At 41.5% G+C, this 16,712-nt stretch carries 14 protein-coding genes and 1 pseudogene; 10 read left to right on the top strand and 5 right to left on the bottom strand.

Annotation, left to right across the window (positions count from 1 at the left end):
- Nucleotides 1-249 precede the first annotated feature (249 nt).
- On the top strand, nt 250-894 hold the full coding sequence (locus V2H77_RS03225) for a hypothetical protein (protein ID WP_341497658.1): 645 nt from the start codon (nt 250-252) through the stop codon (nt 892-894).
- Between the two features lie 67 nt (nt 895-961).
- Here the strand turns inward: V2H77_RS03225 and V2H77_RS03230 are convergent, their stop codons facing one another.
- From V2H77_RS03230 to eutA, 4 genes are all read right to left on the bottom strand, one after another.
- Nucleotides 962-1,336 carry a helix-turn-helix domain-containing protein gene (locus V2H77_RS03230; RefSeq protein ID WP_088372843.1) on the bottom strand — a complete coding sequence of 125 codons (375 nt, stop codon included), beginning with the start codon at nt 1,334-1,336 and terminating at the stop codon, nt 962-964.
- A 734-nt stretch (nt 1,337-2,070) separates the two neighbouring features.
- Nucleotides 2,071-2,937: an ethanolamine ammonia-lyase subunit EutC gene (eutC, locus tag V2H77_RS03235; RefSeq protein ID WP_341497659.1), complete on the bottom strand. Its 867-nt coding sequence runs from the start codon at nt 2,935-2,937 to the stop codon at nt 2,071-2,073.
- A gap of 23 nt (nt 2,938-2,960) precedes the next feature.
- On the bottom strand, nt 2,961-4,322 hold the full coding sequence (locus tag V2H77_RS03240; RefSeq protein ID WP_341497660.1) for an ethanolamine ammonia-lyase subunit EutB: 1,362 nt from the start codon (nt 4,320-4,322) through the stop codon (nt 2,961-2,963).
- Between the two features lie 12 nt (nt 4,323-4,334).
- Nucleotides 4,335-5,747, bottom strand: a complete 1,413-nt coding sequence (gene eutA / locus V2H77_RS03245; protein WP_341497661.1) for an ethanolamine ammonia-lyase reactivating factor EutA — start codon at nt 5,745-5,747, stop codon at nt 4,335-4,337.
- A 315-nt stretch (nt 5,748-6,062) separates the two neighbouring features.
- Between eutA and cobA the strand changes: the two genes are divergently transcribed.
- The 9 genes and pseudogenes from cobA to V2H77_RS03290 all read left to right on the top strand — a co-directional run bounded on the left by cobA (nt 6,063) and on the right by V2H77_RS03290 (nt 16,245).
- Nucleotides 6,063-6,845: a uroporphyrinogen-III C-methyltransferase gene (gene cobA / locus V2H77_RS03250; protein WP_341497668.1), complete on the top strand. Its 783-nt coding sequence runs from the start codon at nt 6,063-6,065 to the stop codon at nt 6,843-6,845.
- Nucleotides 6,846-6,874: 29 nt separating this feature from the next.
- Nucleotides 6,875-7,948, top strand: coding sequence for a threonine-phosphate decarboxylase CobD (gene cobD, locus V2H77_RS03255; protein ID WP_341497662.1), 1,074 nt, complete (start codon nt 6,875-6,877; stop codon nt 7,946-7,948).
- On the top strand, nt 7,941-8,801 hold the full coding sequence (locus V2H77_RS03260; protein WP_341497663.1) for a GHMP family kinase ATP-binding protein: 861 nt from the start codon (nt 7,941-7,943) through the stop codon (nt 8,799-8,801). The genes cobD and V2H77_RS03260 overlap by 8 nt, the downstream gene beginning before the upstream one ends.
- Nucleotides 8,802-8,820: 19 nt before the next feature.
- A pseudogene (locus V2H77_RS03265) lies at nt 8,821-9,450 on the top strand (NAD(P)-dependent oxidoreductase); the annotation flags it as partial.
- A 69-nt stretch (nt 9,451-9,519) separates the two neighbouring features.
- Nucleotides 9,520-10,068, top strand: coding sequence for a cob(I)yrinic acid a,c-diamide adenosyltransferase (gene cobO / locus V2H77_RS03270; RefSeq protein WP_341497664.1), 549 nt, complete (start codon nt 9,520-9,522; stop codon nt 10,066-10,068).
- A 513-nt stretch (nt 10,069-10,581) separates the two neighbouring features.
- On the top strand, nt 10,582-11,592 hold the full coding sequence (locus V2H77_RS03275; RefSeq protein ID WP_341497665.1) for a hypothetical protein: 1,011 nt from the start codon (nt 10,582-10,584) through the stop codon (nt 11,590-11,592).
- Nucleotides 11,593-12,466: 874 nt separating this feature from the next.
- Nucleotides 12,467-13,300, top strand: a complete 834-nt coding sequence (locus tag V2H77_RS03280; protein ID WP_341497666.1) for a gp53-like domain-containing protein — start codon at nt 12,467-12,469, stop codon at nt 13,298-13,300.
- A gap of 173 nt (nt 13,301-13,473) precedes the next feature.
- A complete protein-coding gene (locus tag V2H77_RS03285) occupies nt 13,474-14,001 on the top strand; it encodes a GNAT family N-acetyltransferase (protein WP_341497667.1) in 528 nt (175 codons plus the stop codon).
- Nucleotides 14,002-14,760: 759 nt separating this feature from the next.
- Entirely contained in the window at nt 14,761-16,245 is a 1,485-nt protein-coding gene (locus V2H77_RS03290; protein WP_341497669.1) for a pyocin knob domain-containing protein, read from the top strand.
- Nucleotides 16,246-16,316: 71 nt separating this feature from the next.
- On the opposite strand, the gene V2H77_RS23590 is transcribed toward V2H77_RS03290, so the two are convergent.
- Entirely contained in the window at nt 16,317-16,418 is a 102-nt protein-coding gene (locus tag V2H77_RS23590; protein WP_445935453.1) for an IS3 family transposase, read from the bottom strand.
- Between the last annotated feature and the right edge of the window lie 294 nt (nt 16,419-16,712).

Genomic DNA, 16,712 nt, shown 5'->3' on the forward strand with positions numbered 1-16,712 from the left:
ATAGAAATGAGAGAGAGAATTGTTATCAGAATAGATAATGCGGAAAAAACAGCACCTTATTATTTCGGTTGTTATTTATTACATGATTGAATGACAAAGTATATACAATGAATTCGTTGATTGTATTTTTTCACTGTGCTGACAAATTTCAATATTTAACTGTTTGTGGAAAGTGTTAAGTTAAATTTTACAGGTAAAACTGCCTGTTATGTATATTACTAAACAACATAAATAATAAGGAAGAGAATAATGTCAACGAAAAAAAGAATATCTATAGGTCCTCTTCAAACCGTTGAGATTTATAGTAGTAGCAATATTGTAATGCCCGATACTGTCCCAACGGCAGTTATAAAAAACAGGAGTATAGCACCAATTAGAGCTATAAATTACTGGGCTAGTCTGACTGGAGATTATCAGCAGTATAGTTATCTTGATGTTTATCTTGGAGAAGTTAAAATACTCGCAAGACCTACTCACCTTCTTTACCGATATAAAATAGTAGTTTCCAATCTTAGCAGTACTGAAAGTGCAGAAATTGACTTTGTATTGGATTCTATGTATAAAAACACTGACATTCGATCAAGAAAAATACTGTTGACCAATCCACATGGATTTGAAATTTATAATTCTGGTAATGCAGCATTCCCTTCTGAATTCAGTGATGCAATTATAAGAAACAATGGTTTTGCACATATTAGGGCTATAAATTATTGGGCTAGTCCGTTTGGAAGTTATAATATGTATACCCATGTTGATGTTGACGCCGGTAACTCCGATATACTTGCATCACCGCCTAATCTTGTTAATTTCTATAAAATTGTAGTCTATAACATTAGTCGTGATGTTCAAAATGCAGAATTTGAAGTTATATCGCATATATGGCCCGCCAGTTAATAAAGTAGGAGGCAGGTTCTGGCCTGCCATCCTCTTTTTTATTTTTATATTGGTGATTTTCTTTTAATCAGTCGAGCACTAGTTGACTTATTCGGCAATCATATAAAGCCGCTAATTTTTCAATCGTTGCTTTGCGTGGGCGATCTGATTTCTCAAACTGAGAAACGGCAGCTTGTTTTATACCCAGTTTTTCCGCTACCTCAGCTTGTGATAGTCCACGATAAATACGCCAAGCGGCTTGTAGTGAAACTTCATCGTCTACCATGATAGAAACGATTTCATGAGGAATAGTTTCATTGTCATTTGGACCCGCTGTATAGGGAATAATTTGATAATCTTCATCATGATCCGCGGCTGCCAACAGTCTTTCGTACTCGTCCATTGGTAAAATAACGGCTTGTTTTTTGCCATGCTCGTCTGTAATAAATTGAATACTAGCCATATTCTTTTGCTCCGTATGTTTACGTAGTTACGTAGCCCTTAGAGGTAAATGGTTATTCCCGTTATCTTTCAAGTTGCCTCTTTGTTGGCTGCACTCACTCACCCCGGTCACATAGTTATCTATGCTCCCGGGGATTCGCTCCTTTGCCGCCGCGATGCATCTTGAAATCCATAGGGTATATCCAGATCAACCAGAGGAAAATCCGTTAGCGAATTCGCCTTTTGTTTTATCGTTTTCTGATATCGAGTATCGATCCTCGTTAGCTGCTTGATTGCAGCTTTAGACTAAATTACTTTAATCATTTCTTCCTCTATTTTAAAAGAGCATATCCGCTTTGGATACTCAAAATATAGGTGTTTATATTTATGCCGTCAAAGGAAAGTCTTATATTTTAAGAGGAAAAATAAGGTTACGTCCAGTGGAGTTCAATTCTTTATGATGAAATCAGATATAAATTTTATGATGATTGGAATTTATTTTTTAATAAAATTCTTTCTCTGTTTTAAATGTGATTATAGAAATGAAGATTAGTTTCTATTTGTTTTTTTATATTGATTTTACTTCTAATTAAATTAAAGGGGTTTACCCCTTAAATAAAAGATTGTTGTTTATACCCGTCATCTTTCAAGTTGCCTCACTCACCCCGGTCACATCGTTATCTATGCTCCCGGGGATTCGCTCCCTTGCCGTCGCGATGCATCTTGAAATCCATTGGGTATATATCCGCCATTCCATTAACGACTAAGCGCAATACCGGAGGCTTGTTGTTCCAGCATATTTTTAGCTAAATCGACAATAATTGCCGCAGCTTCAATTGGCGGTGTGCCGCCACGGTGAATATTAGAGATACAAGTACGGTCAGCTTCAACGGTTTTCTCTACTGTCGGCTGGTAAACGGCATAGCAGGAGAGACTTTCCGATTGCCCTAATCCGGGGCGTTCTCCAATTAGTAAGATAACCACTTTAGCTTTTAGTAACTCGCCAATTTGATCTTCGATTTTAACGCGACCATAGCGCACAAAAAACGGGGTGCCGATGCACATTCCTGCTTGTTCCAACCCCTTTAACAAGGGAGGTACAAGATCTTCGTAGTTAGTGATAATGGCATCAGTAGAAAGACCATCGGAGATAACAACCTGTACGTCAGGGCCTGTTTTACACTGTGTCAGTAACGTTTCTACTGCATTTGCACTGAGTTTTCTCCCCAGATCCGGACGAGTCAGATAGAGATTTTTGTCGCTGACTTGAGATTGCACTTCCAGCAATCCTCGTTTTTCTATCCATTCAACCGGGACTTCTTTTAACACTGTATCTTTTGAACGGGAGTGATCAGCCTGAAAACGGAGTAATGCCTGAGTTCGGGGACGTGGGCCGCTGCGGCCGGTACCGACTCTCGCCACAGTGCTACGGCGTAATTCCTGTAAGACTTCCATGCGGTTCGGGTTTTGGACGCCGATCCACTGTTTGGCTTCTAAGGAGCCTAAATCCGGCGTACAGCTTTCAGTTTCGTCAATGATTCCCGCTGTAGGACGGGTTAATGTTTGTGGTTCTTGGCTAAAGACCGCATTATCTGCACATGCTTTAATTGGTTTTTGGTTCATGGTGATTTTATCTCAGCAAAGAATCAGAAAAAGAACGATGCATCGCCTGCGCGTGATGTTAAACGCCCGTTTGTCATGATCCCCATCTGTTCCAGCCAACGTTCAAACTCTGGTGATGGGCGTAGATTGAGCAGATGACGGATAGTGGCGGTATCGTGAAAAGCAGATGTCTGGTAATTAAGCATAATGTCATCACCGAGCGGCATTCCCATGATGAAATTACATCCTGCGGTTGCCAGCAGAATCATCAGGTTTTCATTCTGGTTTTGATCAGAGTCTGCGTGGTTGGTGTAGCAGCAGTCACATCCCATTGAGACGCCGCTGAGTTTTCCCATAAAGTGGTCTTCTAATCCGGCGCGGATAATCTGGCGATCATTGTAGAGATATTCCGGCCCGATGAAACCGACAACGGTATTCACCAAAAATGGGTCATAGTGGCGTGCCAAACCGTAGTTTCGCGCCTCCATTGTTACTTGATCAGCGCCAAAGTGAGCACCGGCGGAGAGGGCAGAACCTTGTCCGGTTTCAAGGTAGAGACAGTTATCGCCGGCAAGACGACAATATTCCGCACCAACGGCACGGGCTTCATCCAACATAGCCAATTCTACGCCAAACTCTTTTAGCCCTTTTTCACTGCCGCAGATACTTTGGAAAATCAAGCCACCCGGCGCCCCACGTTTAATGGCTTCTATCTGAGTCGTGACATGGGCTAAAACACAGCCCTGTGTTGGAATAGCGAATTTGTCGATCACTTCATAAATGGTATCCAGCACGCGAGTGAGGTTTTCCACATCGTCAGTTACCGGGTTAACGCCGATGACTGCATCACCAACGCCAAATGATAATCCTTCGTAAATCTGGGCCAGAATGCTTTGTACATCGTCGCGGGTATCGTTAGGTTGTAGCCGGGCGCTGAACGTTCCCGGCGTCCCAATGGTGGTGTTGGCTTTTTTGATCACCGGCATTTTTTTCGCGCCATAGATCAGATCCGCATTGGAACTAATTTTTGCTACGGCAGCGACAACTTCAGAACTGATTCCTTTACGCAGAAAGGCGATATCATCCACACTAGTATCATCACTCAATATATATTCACGTAGTTCGCCAATACTCCAGTTTTTTATGCGGGCGTAGGCGATTTCGTTAATGTCATCCTGAATAATGCGAGTCACACAATCTTCTTCGTAAGGGATGATCGGATTCATACGAATATCCGCAATCGTCATCTCCGAGAGGACATGTTTAGCCGCTACCCGTTGCTGGGAACTTTCGGCTGCTACTCCGGCTAGCATATCCCCAGAGCGCAATTCGTTAGCCATTGCCAGCACCTGTTTGACATCTTTAAACCGATAGGTCTTACCAAAAAGCTGAGTTTTCAATTTCATGTTTACGCTCTCTCAGGAAGGAAAAGCCAGTGATTTGATAGTGACGGGAACGACAGTGCCATTAAATAGCGGCGTACCGATGTCGATATAATCTCCGGTGCGGGTGATAACTTCATCAATAACCGCCAGCGGCCGTTCTCCCATCAGAGGATGTAGCAGCATACCCAATGCCTTGCCAAAATCTTGACCTGCGACGATGAGCAGCGGGTGAGAAGTGGGATAGCGTTCGGCAAAGTTCTGTAAAGCGGTAATGCATGTCTGCACGGCGGCATAATTTACCGGCAGGGTATCGGGTAGGGCCAATGCATACAGATCCTGTTCGGCATCCAGATCCATTTGTGTGAGCGCCTGTTGCCAGGCATCTGCCAGTGGTTCAGCGGTTTCTGCGCCAGGATGAACGACGGGAATGTTGCGTAGTGGTAGTGACAGCGTATCAAGCCAGATAGTGCTGCCGGATAACGATAATGTATGAGCGCCGGCGCCAATGACTGTAGCGCGCACGGTTTGTTTCGGCGCTTGCAGCGGCAGTTTGACGAAATCATTATCACGATGAATAGCTTGTGCCAGCAGTGGGCCTAAATCGTGAAAACGGAATAGATCATAATCCGATGCTTCACGATAACATTCTCCTACACCGCCGGAGAGAGTGACCGCGTAGAGTTCATCATGGTTTGGCAACGGTTCGGTCATCAGTAATTGTTGCGCCAGAGGTGTGAGTTGCCCGGTGACGACTTCCCATAGCAATTGGGACATTCGTGTCGCAATTTGTTGCAATTGTGTGGCTGTCAGATGTTGAATATCTGTGTTTTCGCCAAATAGTGAGTCAACGATGAGTGCTCCCGGCGGATGCGCCCGTAAAACTTTCCCTTGAGAGTCGGTTTCCAATAAGCGACCGCCGACATTTAAGCAAGCAGAGGCAATAAGTCGCCCGGCATCGAATAGCGCATAGTTGGCTGTGCCGCCGCCGATATCAATATTGAGCACTCTGGCCATTTTCTGTTGTGAAAGTGCTTGAGCGCCGGAACCCAAACCGGCAATCATGGATTCCAGATGCGGCCCCGCTGTTGCGACAACAAAATCCCCTAATTTTTGTGACAATGCCATAATCGCCGGGCGTGCATTACACGTTTTCGCGGTTTCACCGGTAATGATAACTGCGCCGGAATCGATACTTTCCGGATCGATATTTGCTGCCTGATATTGTGCCTGGATTAAGCTGAACAGTTCGTCTTCACGTAATTGCCCGGCGAAGTCTACGGGGGTAAATAATACCGGGCTTTGCCAGATAATCTCGCGGCTAACAAACTCGTAGCGTGGCACTTGCGATACCGCTGCACGGTTCACTAGTGACAGACGCGAAAAGATCACTTGTGTGGTGGTGGTGCCGATGTCAATACCGACACTGAATAATTCCTTGGCTTCCATCGCTACGCCCCTTGTCTGTAATAAGGCGTATGTTGGCATTTTTTTTTATCAATCAGTATTAAATACCGTCAATTTGGTTGAAAAGTCAACTGTAGTCACAAAAACATTGGGGATTATAATAAAAATGGCGTAGATACCAGATACAGGGCGAAGTTGCTAAGAGAAACAAGCAGATAAAGCTGCAATGTGTCAGGACCGATGGTTATCATCAATACATTAATAAAAATGAATAATTATTGATCTCACACCAGATCGTGTTACTGACTATCGGTTATATATCTTCCAACAGACTTTCGTTACAGGGTGAACAATATGATGAATAGCGGAAAAGTTTGGTTGGTAGGCGCCGGTCCCGGCGATGCGGCGCTGATTACTGTCAGAGGATTACATTGTATCCGTCAGGCTGAGGCGCTGGTCTATGATCGATTAGTCAGCCCGGACCTGTTATCTGAAGCGCCTGATGATTGCAAAATGATTAATGTCGGCAAAACGCCGAACTATCACCCAGTGCCGCAACGGCAAATTAATCAGATCTTGGTAGAGTGTGCGCAACAAGGGTTAAATGTCGTCCGGCTGAAAGGGGGAGATCCCTATGTGTTTGGCCGTGGCGGTGAAGAAGCGGAAGCTTTGGCACTGGCGAAAATCCCTTTCGAAGTGGTCCCGGGCATCAGTTCATCCATTGGTGGCCTGGCTTGTGCCGGGATACCGGTTACCCATCGTGACTATGCATCGGGTTTTCATGTTATTACCGGCCATCTGCGTCAGGGAAATGAATCACAGGATTGGGCGACTCTGGCAAAGTTGGAAGGTACGTTGGTGATCCTCATGGGAATGACGCAACTGGCGAGTATCTGTGAGCAATTGATCGCTGGCGGTAAAGCGCCGACAACGCCGGCGGCGGTTGTGATGTATGCCAGCCATCAGCAACAGCAGGTTGCCAGCGCAACCCTGTTAACGCTGGCTCAACAAGCGGCAGCTCAGAGATTGACCGCGCCAGCATTAATTGTGATTGGTGATGTGGTGCGTTTGCGGGAAACACTGGCTTTTAGCCGGGATCGTTTGTTGCTGTCTTCCGTTCCATCCCTGATGGCATTCTGATTCTCTGTTTAACATTTGGACAATATTTGATGAGCGAACATGGCGGTAATGTACTGGAAATGGCGCTGAAAATCGGTGTTGCAGCGGAAGAGATAATTGATTTCAGCGCCAATATTAATCCGTTGGGAATGCCGGCATCTCTGAGAACGGCCATTATTGACCAGTTGCAGCGAGCAGAGTGCTACCCTGATACAGAATATCGCCAGTTACATGCGGCATTGGCGCAAGTTCATCATTGTTCGACTGAAAATTTGATGGCGGGTAATGGTGCTACCGAATTGATTTATGCTGTGGTGAATTATCTTAAGCCGCGCCGAGCTATGTTGTTGATACCGGGATTTGCTGAATATCGGCGTGCCTTACAGCGGGTTGATTGTCGAATTGATGAGTATGTCATGAATGAAGCCGATGGTTATCAGCCGGATGAACGTTTATTAGCTGCATTGGATCGCAGTCGCCCTGATTGCTTGTTTCTTGCCACACCCAATAATCCAACCGGTTTGATACCAGATGCTGTGCTGTTGCAGGTGATATTTGAACGTTGCCGTCAGCATAATATTGCGTTGATTGTCGATGAGGCGTTTATTGATTTTCTCCCGGATACTGTCGGATTTATTCCTCAGATAACACATTTTCCCCGTCTCTATATTCTGCGTTCACTAACGAAATTTTTTGCTATTCCGGGGTTGCGTCTTGGTTATCTGGTCAGCAGTGATGTTGCGGGGATACGGGCAATGAAGCGCTGGCGGGAGCCGTGGACGATTAATGCTTTTGCGGCATTGGCGGGTGAAATTGTGCTTAATGATAACGCTTACATTCAAGCAACACACTGTTGGTTAGCCGAACAGCAACGTTGGCTTTATCAGGCATTGACCGCATTACCGGAACTGCGTGTTTGGCCTCCTTCGGCAAATTATATCTTCCTGCGTTGTCTGCGCCCGGAAGTCAATCTTCAACAAGCATTGCTGAAACAGAGAATACTGATTCGTCATTGCGCTAACTATTCAGGCTTGAACGCTGCTCATTATCGGGTCGCTATCAAGGGCGAGCATGATAATCGCCGTCTGGTATCGGCGTTACGTCAGGTATTCAGTTATGGCTAAAGCTCGTTGTCCTGCATCGTGTGGTGAACTTATCCAAGGGTGGATTTTTGGCGGTGAGAAATTGATCTCTTGTCCGGTGAATTGGTTCAGCGAGGTGTCTGTGACAGATGGCGTGCCGGGAAAAGATGAACGTCCCCGCATGCGCCAAATGGTGAAAATTGTACTGGCGTATTTTGGTTTATCGATGGAGATGGCGAGAGGTTTACGGATCTCCCTTACCTCTACGATACCGGTGGCAAAAGGGCTGGCAAGTAGTACCGCTGATATTGCCGCTACAGCGCTGGCGACGGCGCGTTATCTGGGGGAAACGCTTGATGAAACGACACTGGCTGGCTTTTGCGTACAGCTTGAACCTACTGATAGCACGCTGTTCAGCCAGCTTACCTTGTTCGATCATCAAACGGGTGAAACTCAAATTGCCTGTGACTGGCAGCCGTCTATCGACATTTTGTTATTGGAAAGCCCGGCAACCTTGATCACCGCTGATTATCACCGTTTAAATCGCCATCCGACATTACTGGAGAATGCTGTAGTGCTAGAACATGCCTGGAAACTATTTTGTCAGGCTGTTGCGACGCGGAATTGCTTGCAATTAGGAGAAGCCACGACGCTCAGTGCGCAGGCTAGCCAAAAACTGCTAGTAAAACCTGCGTTTAACAGTTTGTTGGAACTGGTAGAACAGAGTGGGATCTACGGGTTGAATGTTGCTCATAGTGGCAGTGTTGTCGGGTTATTGTGCGATCGTCGCCATCATGATGTTGAGTACCTATGCTGGTGGCTGAAACACCGGGGTATAACGTGTTTTTATCCGCGTCAGCATCTGCTGACCATGATACCGGGCGGTGTGCGTTAACTATAGGGAGGGACTTAGGTTGGATTATTTGCCGATGTTTTGCCAGATCCGGGATAAAACCTGTTTGCTGGTTGGAGGAGGTCAGGTAGCGGAACGTAAAGCGCGTTTGTTATTAGACGCTGGCGCACATCTATTAGTTAATGCACGAGAATTTACCTTGCAATTTAAGCTATGGGCGGATAACGGCCAAGTAACACTCATTCACGGAGAGTTTGAACCTTGCTGGCTTGAGCGTTGTTGGTTGGTTATTGCCGCCACTAATGATACAGCGGTGAATAGCTATGTGAGTGATTGCGCGACGGAGCGCCGTATTTTTTGTAATGTGGTGGATGATCCACAGCAAGCCAGTTTTATCACACCGTCAGTGATTGATCGCTCACCGCTGGTGATTGCTATCTCCTCCGGGGGTAATGCGCCGGTATTAGTCAGATTATGGCGTGAAAAACTCGAACGGCTATTACCGATGCATCTTGGTCATCTGGCCGCTTACGGTGGAACACTTCGTCAGCGGGTAAAACGACATTTTCATCATTTGGCGGCCCGTCGTCACTTTTGGGAGCGGTTTTTCACTAGTGAGCGATTAATGCAATCGTTGGTGAGTCAAGATCGTCAACAAGTTGATCGGGTGATAGAAACATTATTTTCTGAATCATCTCAAGCAAATACAGACAAAACGAACAGTTGTTCTTTGACTGACTAATATATTGGAGCCGGACAAATGAGTGAGGAGCGATATAAACAGCGAAAACAGCGGCAAAAAGAGAGATTTATGGCACAAGTTGCCGCCGCTCAGGAAAGCCGGGGGATTGTCATTATCTATACCGGTAACGGCAGGGGGAGAACCACCGCCGCGATGGGAACGGTTACACGAGCGTTGGGTCATGGATTAAAGGCCGGCGTTATCCAGTTTATTCGGGGAGAATGGTCAGCCGGTGAGCGTGTTTTGTTACAGCAGCATGGGGTAGAATTTCAACTAATATCAATGAACTTGGCTGGAGAAACGCAAAATCGTACTAAAGATATTGCCGCTTGTACTGCGGTTTGGCAGCATGCGAAGCGTATGGTGCGTAATCCTGAATTATCATTGGTAGTGCTCGGTGAATTAACTTATATGATAAGTAATGGTTATTTATCCCTTGATGAAATTATCAAGGAATTAAGCGAACGACCAATTAATCAAACGGTGATCATTACCGGACAAGATTGCCCGGCTGAATTAATTGAACTGGCAGATACTGTTAGTGAAATGCGTCCCGTAAGACATTAAAATATTAAATTTCAGACAAGTATTTATGGAAAAAAGAATCAGTAACATTCGTGAATTTTTCATATCCTCTTCGATTATCACATCAGATAAAGTTTAACTAATCAGTAAGTTCTTCATGGTGACTGTACTGGGTAGATGAAAATCTATTGCTATTTTTTTAAATTAGTCTAATACTTATTTTATTATTGTTTAGTTAATTTATTATTTGAATTATGAACGATAAACTAATGGTTAGATAACATGGTATTTCGTTTGGTAATATTTATATTCCATAAAGCTTGATAATACATTAAATAAATTCCATGCAATGGAATCCACCATCCAACAATTTTAATTTATTTACAAGTTGGCATTTATATCTAGTATTGTCGGCGGAGTAAATATAACGTTAATTTAAGTTTTAATATTTGATATGTGAAACGAATTTACGTAATCCATATCATATTCTGTCGCACACTTTATTAAGTTTCAAACAACGCATGGTTATTTAATTTATAAATTAAGAGGTTTAATATGTCTATTGAAAATATCGATGTAGCTGAACAAACAACGGGTAAAGATTCAGTTGTACTTGGGAATGCAGAAGCGCCAGCAGTACATTCTATTGCAATTGGCGCTTCACCCCGAAATTCTAAAACCATCAGTGAAGCGGCTATTGCCATTGGGCAAAATCAAATTGCGGGTAAACAAGGTGATGCGAAAGTCGTTTGGCCGATTGCGATTGGCGCTGATTCTATATCTAGTGGTTCAGCTTCTATTGCCCTGGGGCAAAAGGTTGTTGCTAGCGCGGTTCAGGCAGTAGCAATTAGTCAAAACTCCACCGCAACAGGAGAGTCGAGCGTTGCATTGGGATCAGACTCTATAACCAGCGGTTCAGCCGCTATTGCTCTGGGGAAAAAAGCGATTGCCAGGGGGAAGCATGCAGTAGCGATTAGTCAAAATTCCTCTGCAACGGGAAGTGCGAGCGTGGCATTAGGAGATAGTTCTGTATCCAGCGGCTCGTCTTCTGTTGCTCTGGGGCAAAAGGTTTCTGCCAGTGGATCTCAGGCAATTGTGATTGGTCAAAACTCCTCTGTAACAGGAAGTAGGAGTATTGTATTAGGCTCAGACTCTAGATCCGACTCTTCGTCTGCTATTGCCGTGGGGCAAAAGGTTAGTGTTAGTGCGTCTCAGGGAATTGCGATTGGTCAAAACGCCTCTGTAACAGCAAGTGGGAGCATTGCATTAGGTGCAAATGCTGTTGCCAACAAATCGAATGTTATTTCTGTAGGAAGACCGGGTAATCAACGTAAGATTGTGAATGTTGCTGCCGGGGATATTTCTAGGAACAGTACGGAGGCGGTGAATGGTCAGCAATTATATGCTGAATTGACCAAAATGAGTGCATTGGATATAAAAAATAAGCAACTGGAAATGGATATTAAAAAGCTGGAGAGTACTATAGATAATCTTACCCGTTCTATTACTCATCTTACTCTGTTATGCCAGAAAAATGCGGATGAAGTTGCTTTGTTGAAGAAATGAATTCTTAACGTATTGGATTATTAATAACAAATGGATTCGGCTAAATTAATAAGTGCATTTTCAGGAGGGGAGATTAGTCGCTATTATCCTTGTTCCACAGGAAAATGCACTGAAGTCCATCAACCATTAGCAGAAAGTTGAAACGAAATCAGGAAATAAAAGCAACAAAAATAACCCAGGAAATAAAAAACGGATTAGCCGGTTAATTTGACCAGGGTTAAGTCGCGAACATAAAAGCCAGCTCGGAAACTGGCCGTTCACGCATCGGTTAAAAAGCAGACTTACAGAAAACAAGGTGTTGACAAGTAGACAACAACGCTATGAACACTTGATATGAAAGATTTAACAGATTTCATGATGAACTCTCTTATAGGTAAAGTGTGATTTGCTTCACGAAAATCTAAATTGTGGCTGTGATTTTAATCAGAAAAACTTCATAGTCAAGCAGTTTTTAAAAATTATTTTAAAAATTAAAATAATTTTGTATAAAAGTTTTAGGTGATGAAGTGATCGAATCTTGCGGGGGGATACTGAACAGTCAGAATCAGGCGATCTATCGGTTTGATACAAATCTAGCAAGATAAAACTACGCTTAAAGGAGTTATTAACTTTCCGTTTTTATTATTATTTCTCCGAACAGGCTAATTAAAATAAGAGAGATAACAGAAGAATAACCCCGGATGTTGAATATAGTTATTTTGGATATGTTTTTGATTGTAACTTATTGGGGTATTTATTCCTATCAGTTGTATAAAGATAATTTATTATTTAAGTTGCAATGGGGTTTTATTATTATTTTTATGAGTTTGATTGTTATTGCAATAAATTAATATACTTTTTTATGAGATAATATTATTCAATTCAAGGAGTGTATATGAATCCTAAGAATGATTTCAAAGCTTTTTCTACTAATAGTAATGCTAATGTAATAAGCCAGCAAGGATATGAGGGGAGCACAGAGTTGCAAACTGGGTTTCCACCATATTCTATGACGCCTCACATATTAAATAAGGTATTACGTCAATCATCAACCATATCATCTGTTGTGGCTAATTTCATTGCGACACAATCTGGCGATGATGTTATGGATAATGGTGATGTAGCCAAACTTGCTGAGCAATTAAATAAGGCATTAAAACAAAAGATTACAACAGAAATTCCCAATGCTTCATTAACCCAGACAGGCGTTGTTCAGCTTACTGATGTCATTGGCGATAGTGACATATTGGCAGTGACGCAAAAGCTTGCTCAGGAAATAGTAAATTCATTACGTGGAGATATTAATACCAGAGTACCTAATAGTCGTAAAGTGAATGGGAAAGTACTGTCGAATGATATTAGCCTGAATGCTGGGGATGTGGGGAGTTATACTAAATCTGAATCTGATGTTCGATATGGCAATAAAAACACAGCATTAAAATCTGCAAATGGCTGGTGGAAATGTGGTGATACAGGAATAATCTATCAGTGGGGTGTTGTAACTGGTAGTGATAATTATTTGGTCAACTTTCCTATTAGCTTTCCTAGTGCATGTACAACTGTGGTTGCGACACCTGATGGTAGAAAAAAACCTTCGTCTCCGATCTCAGATCGTTGTTTTGTTGAAGTTGGTGAGATTACAGCAGTATCTTTTACAGCAACAACTGTTGGTGCGCTAAACACTGATTACCGGGCACGAGCGGTCCATTGGATGGCTATTGGATATTAAATGACAAAGCACTGGCTAATTAGTCAGTGCTTTTATCCGAAAAGAGATCGTGTAAAAAATAAAGCTGTAATCAATTCTGACTTAATCCAAACCTGCCATTGATACTTCTCGATGTTTTTAGTAAAACATCTATGTTAACTTTAATATTCAAGCTAAAAGTTAGGAGTTTTTAAGTGAAGAATATAATGATTCGCCATGTTGAAGAGGGCGATTGTGAACAAGTTCGTCAGTTATATGCTAACCCACAAGTTTACTATGGCACTTTACAGTTACCCTATCCTTCTCTGGAAACATGGATAAAGCGCATTACAAATCTTTCTGCTGGATGTTTCTATTTGGTTGCTTGTATTGATGGGCAAATTGTAGGTCAGATTGGTATTGAAATATGCCAAAACTTTCGGCGTCGCCATGTTGCTACTTTTGGTATGGGAGTACATGCTGATTATCAGGGGCAGGGTATTGGTAGCGAATTAATGGAGGCTATGCTCGACATGTGTGATAATTGGTTGAATATTAAACGTATGGAGTTAGAAGTATATACAGATAATGATGCCGCTATTGCATTATATAAAAAATTTGGATTTGAGATTGAAGGAACTGCTAAACATCATGCTTTTCGTAATGGTCGATATGCTGACGCTTATTATATGAGTAGGATTTCAAGTATTGATGAGCAATTCCATTCCCCATTAGAGAGTTAGTTTGCTTTATACGTAATTTAATATGGTAAATATAGAGCTAAAATTAGATTTATCTGCATTTCAACTAATGAAAAAATAACGGTTTAATTATTTATTAGCGTGAGAAAATATTTCATAACCAACAAAAATATTTTGTTCATTCCTGTTATCGAATGGCCGTAACAGCCAAAATAACTATACCCAATGGATTTCAAGATGCATCGCGACGGCAAGGGAACGAATCCCCGGGAGCATAGAGAACTATGTGACCGGGGTGAGCGAGTGCAGCCAACAAAGAGGTAACTTGAAAGATAACGGGTATAAAGCGGCCTGAATAAACAGGCCGTTTATACAGTATTTTTATTTTTTCTGGAGTTAGAATGTTGAAAAATTTAGTCTAAAATATTAAATATAAAAATAAGTAATGACAAGATGAAATAATTTTAAATGTTGAATATAAATGGTTTAAATATAGTTTTAGTTGAAACTTGTTGGTTTTTTTTCTTTCTGTCAATTATATAAAAATAATTATTCTTCTAAGTTAGAAGGACATTTTATTATTATTTTTATGAATTAAACTATGGCTGCCGTAAATTATGATGGTTTGATTTAATAATAATTCAATATATATACCTTATGGATTTCAAGATGTATAGCGACGGAAAGGGCGCGAATCCCTGGGAGCATAGATAACTATGTGACCGGGGTGAGTGCAGCCAACAAAGAGGCAACTTGAAAGATGACGGGTATAGATAATAATATTTAATCTAAGGGGTGTATATGAGTACTAAGAATGATTTTAAGGCATTTTCTATTAGTGATAATGCGAATATTGTGAGTCAAGATAAATATGAGAAAGATCAGAGTTTGCAGGCGGGGTTTCCACCGGATAATATCACTAGTAATCTGCTAAACAAGGTATTACGTCAATCGTCAACCATAGCATCTGTCGTGGCTAATTTTATTGCAACCCAATCTGGCAGTGATATTCTGGATGATGGAGATATAGCTAAATTAGCTGAGCAATTAAATAAGGCATTAAAACAAAAAATTACAACAGAAGTTCCAAATGCCTCATTAACACAAAAAGGTGTTGTACAGCTTACTAATGTGGTGGGCGATAGTGATACATTAGCGGTTACACAAAAGCTTGCTCAGGAAATAGTAAATTCATTGCGTGAAAGTATTAATGCCAAGGTATCTAATACTCGAAAAATTAACGGAAAAACACTGTCTGAAGATATCACTATTACTTCTCAGGATATTTTGGGTGGACAGGCGATTAGCTTAGGTGAAAAGGCGGATTTGAATAGCTATAAAACGCCGGGAATTTATCATCAAGAGTATGATGCTCATGCTAAAAATGGCCTTAATTACCCTGAACAGCTTGCCGGTTCTCTTGTTGTATTGAAATCGGCTGGAGTAGTTCAACGCTATTTTGTTTATAATAGTAGTCGAGTATATACACGTAGCCAGTTTCATGATAATCCGTGGACACCTTGGACCAGAGAATATAATACACTGAATAAACCTACTGCTGAGGAGATTGGCGCGTATACAAAAATAGAAGCTGATTCTCGATATATTGCGGGAATTCGCAAAATAAATGGAAAATCTTTATCTACGGATGTGACTATTACTTCTCAGGATATTTTGAGTGGGCAGGCGATTAGTTTAGGTGATAATGTAAATTTGGATTACTGTAAAACACCTGGGATTTATTATCAGGATTATAATGCTCATGCTAAAAATGGCGTTAATTATCCTGAGCCGCTCTCTGGTTCGCTTATTGTGTTGAAAGCAGCCGGAATCATTCAACGTTATTTCGTTTATAACAGCAGTCGGGTATATACACGTAGCCAATTCCATGATAATCCGTGGACACCTTGGGCCCAAGAATATAACACATTAAATAAACCTGCTGACAGAGTTATTAGTGGGTATACAAAAGCAGAAGTAGATAATCTGATTAATGCTAAAGGAAATAAAAATACAGCTTTGAAATCAGTGAATGGTTGGTGGAAATGTGGGGATACAGGAGTGATTTATCAGTGGGGGATCGTGAATTGGGCAGCGTATGATACACCAGTTAATTTTCCAATTCAGTTTCCTAATGCTTGTGTAAATGTTTCGTTGACATTGGGTGATAAATCTAACCCGCAATCATCATACAATGTTGTTGCAAAACAATTAGCCGTAACAGGATTTAGTTATTGCGCATATGAGACTGAAAGCTCTGCGTTTTGGTTTGCAGTAGGATATTGATATGTAATCTATAATGCAAAAGTAAATGCTTTTTATGTTTTCACTGCCTTTCAAAATTTGAACAGTTTAAATTAAATGGCTATCAAAGTCTGAGTTCTGTAGTTAACCAGAGTCAGACTTTTTAATTTTTCTTTAACCGGATAGTGATTATTATAGTCAATATATTCTTTCAGTTATGCTGTTAGATTACCAATATGTTCAAATCTCTCTAGATAAAACATCTCTGACTTTAAGTGACCAAGTTTTTTAACAAGGATTTTAGGTTTAAATTATAAAATTAATTTATTTTTGAAACAATTTAATATGTAAAATGTAGAGTTGAAATCAGATCTTTTTTATATAATATGCTGAAAAATTAAGTTTGTAACTTAAAACAGGAAAGTTGGATTGGAAAATGTAGAATAAATATGAGAGTAATTCTGTGAAATCTAATTTCCTTTTTTTAAATTATACAAAAATAGTTAATA

It is taken from the genome of Photorhabdus sp. P32, assembly GCF_038085095.1.
GTDB classification, from domain to species: domain Bacteria; phylum Pseudomonadota; class Gammaproteobacteria; order Enterobacterales; family Enterobacteriaceae; genus Photorhabdus; species Photorhabdus luminescens.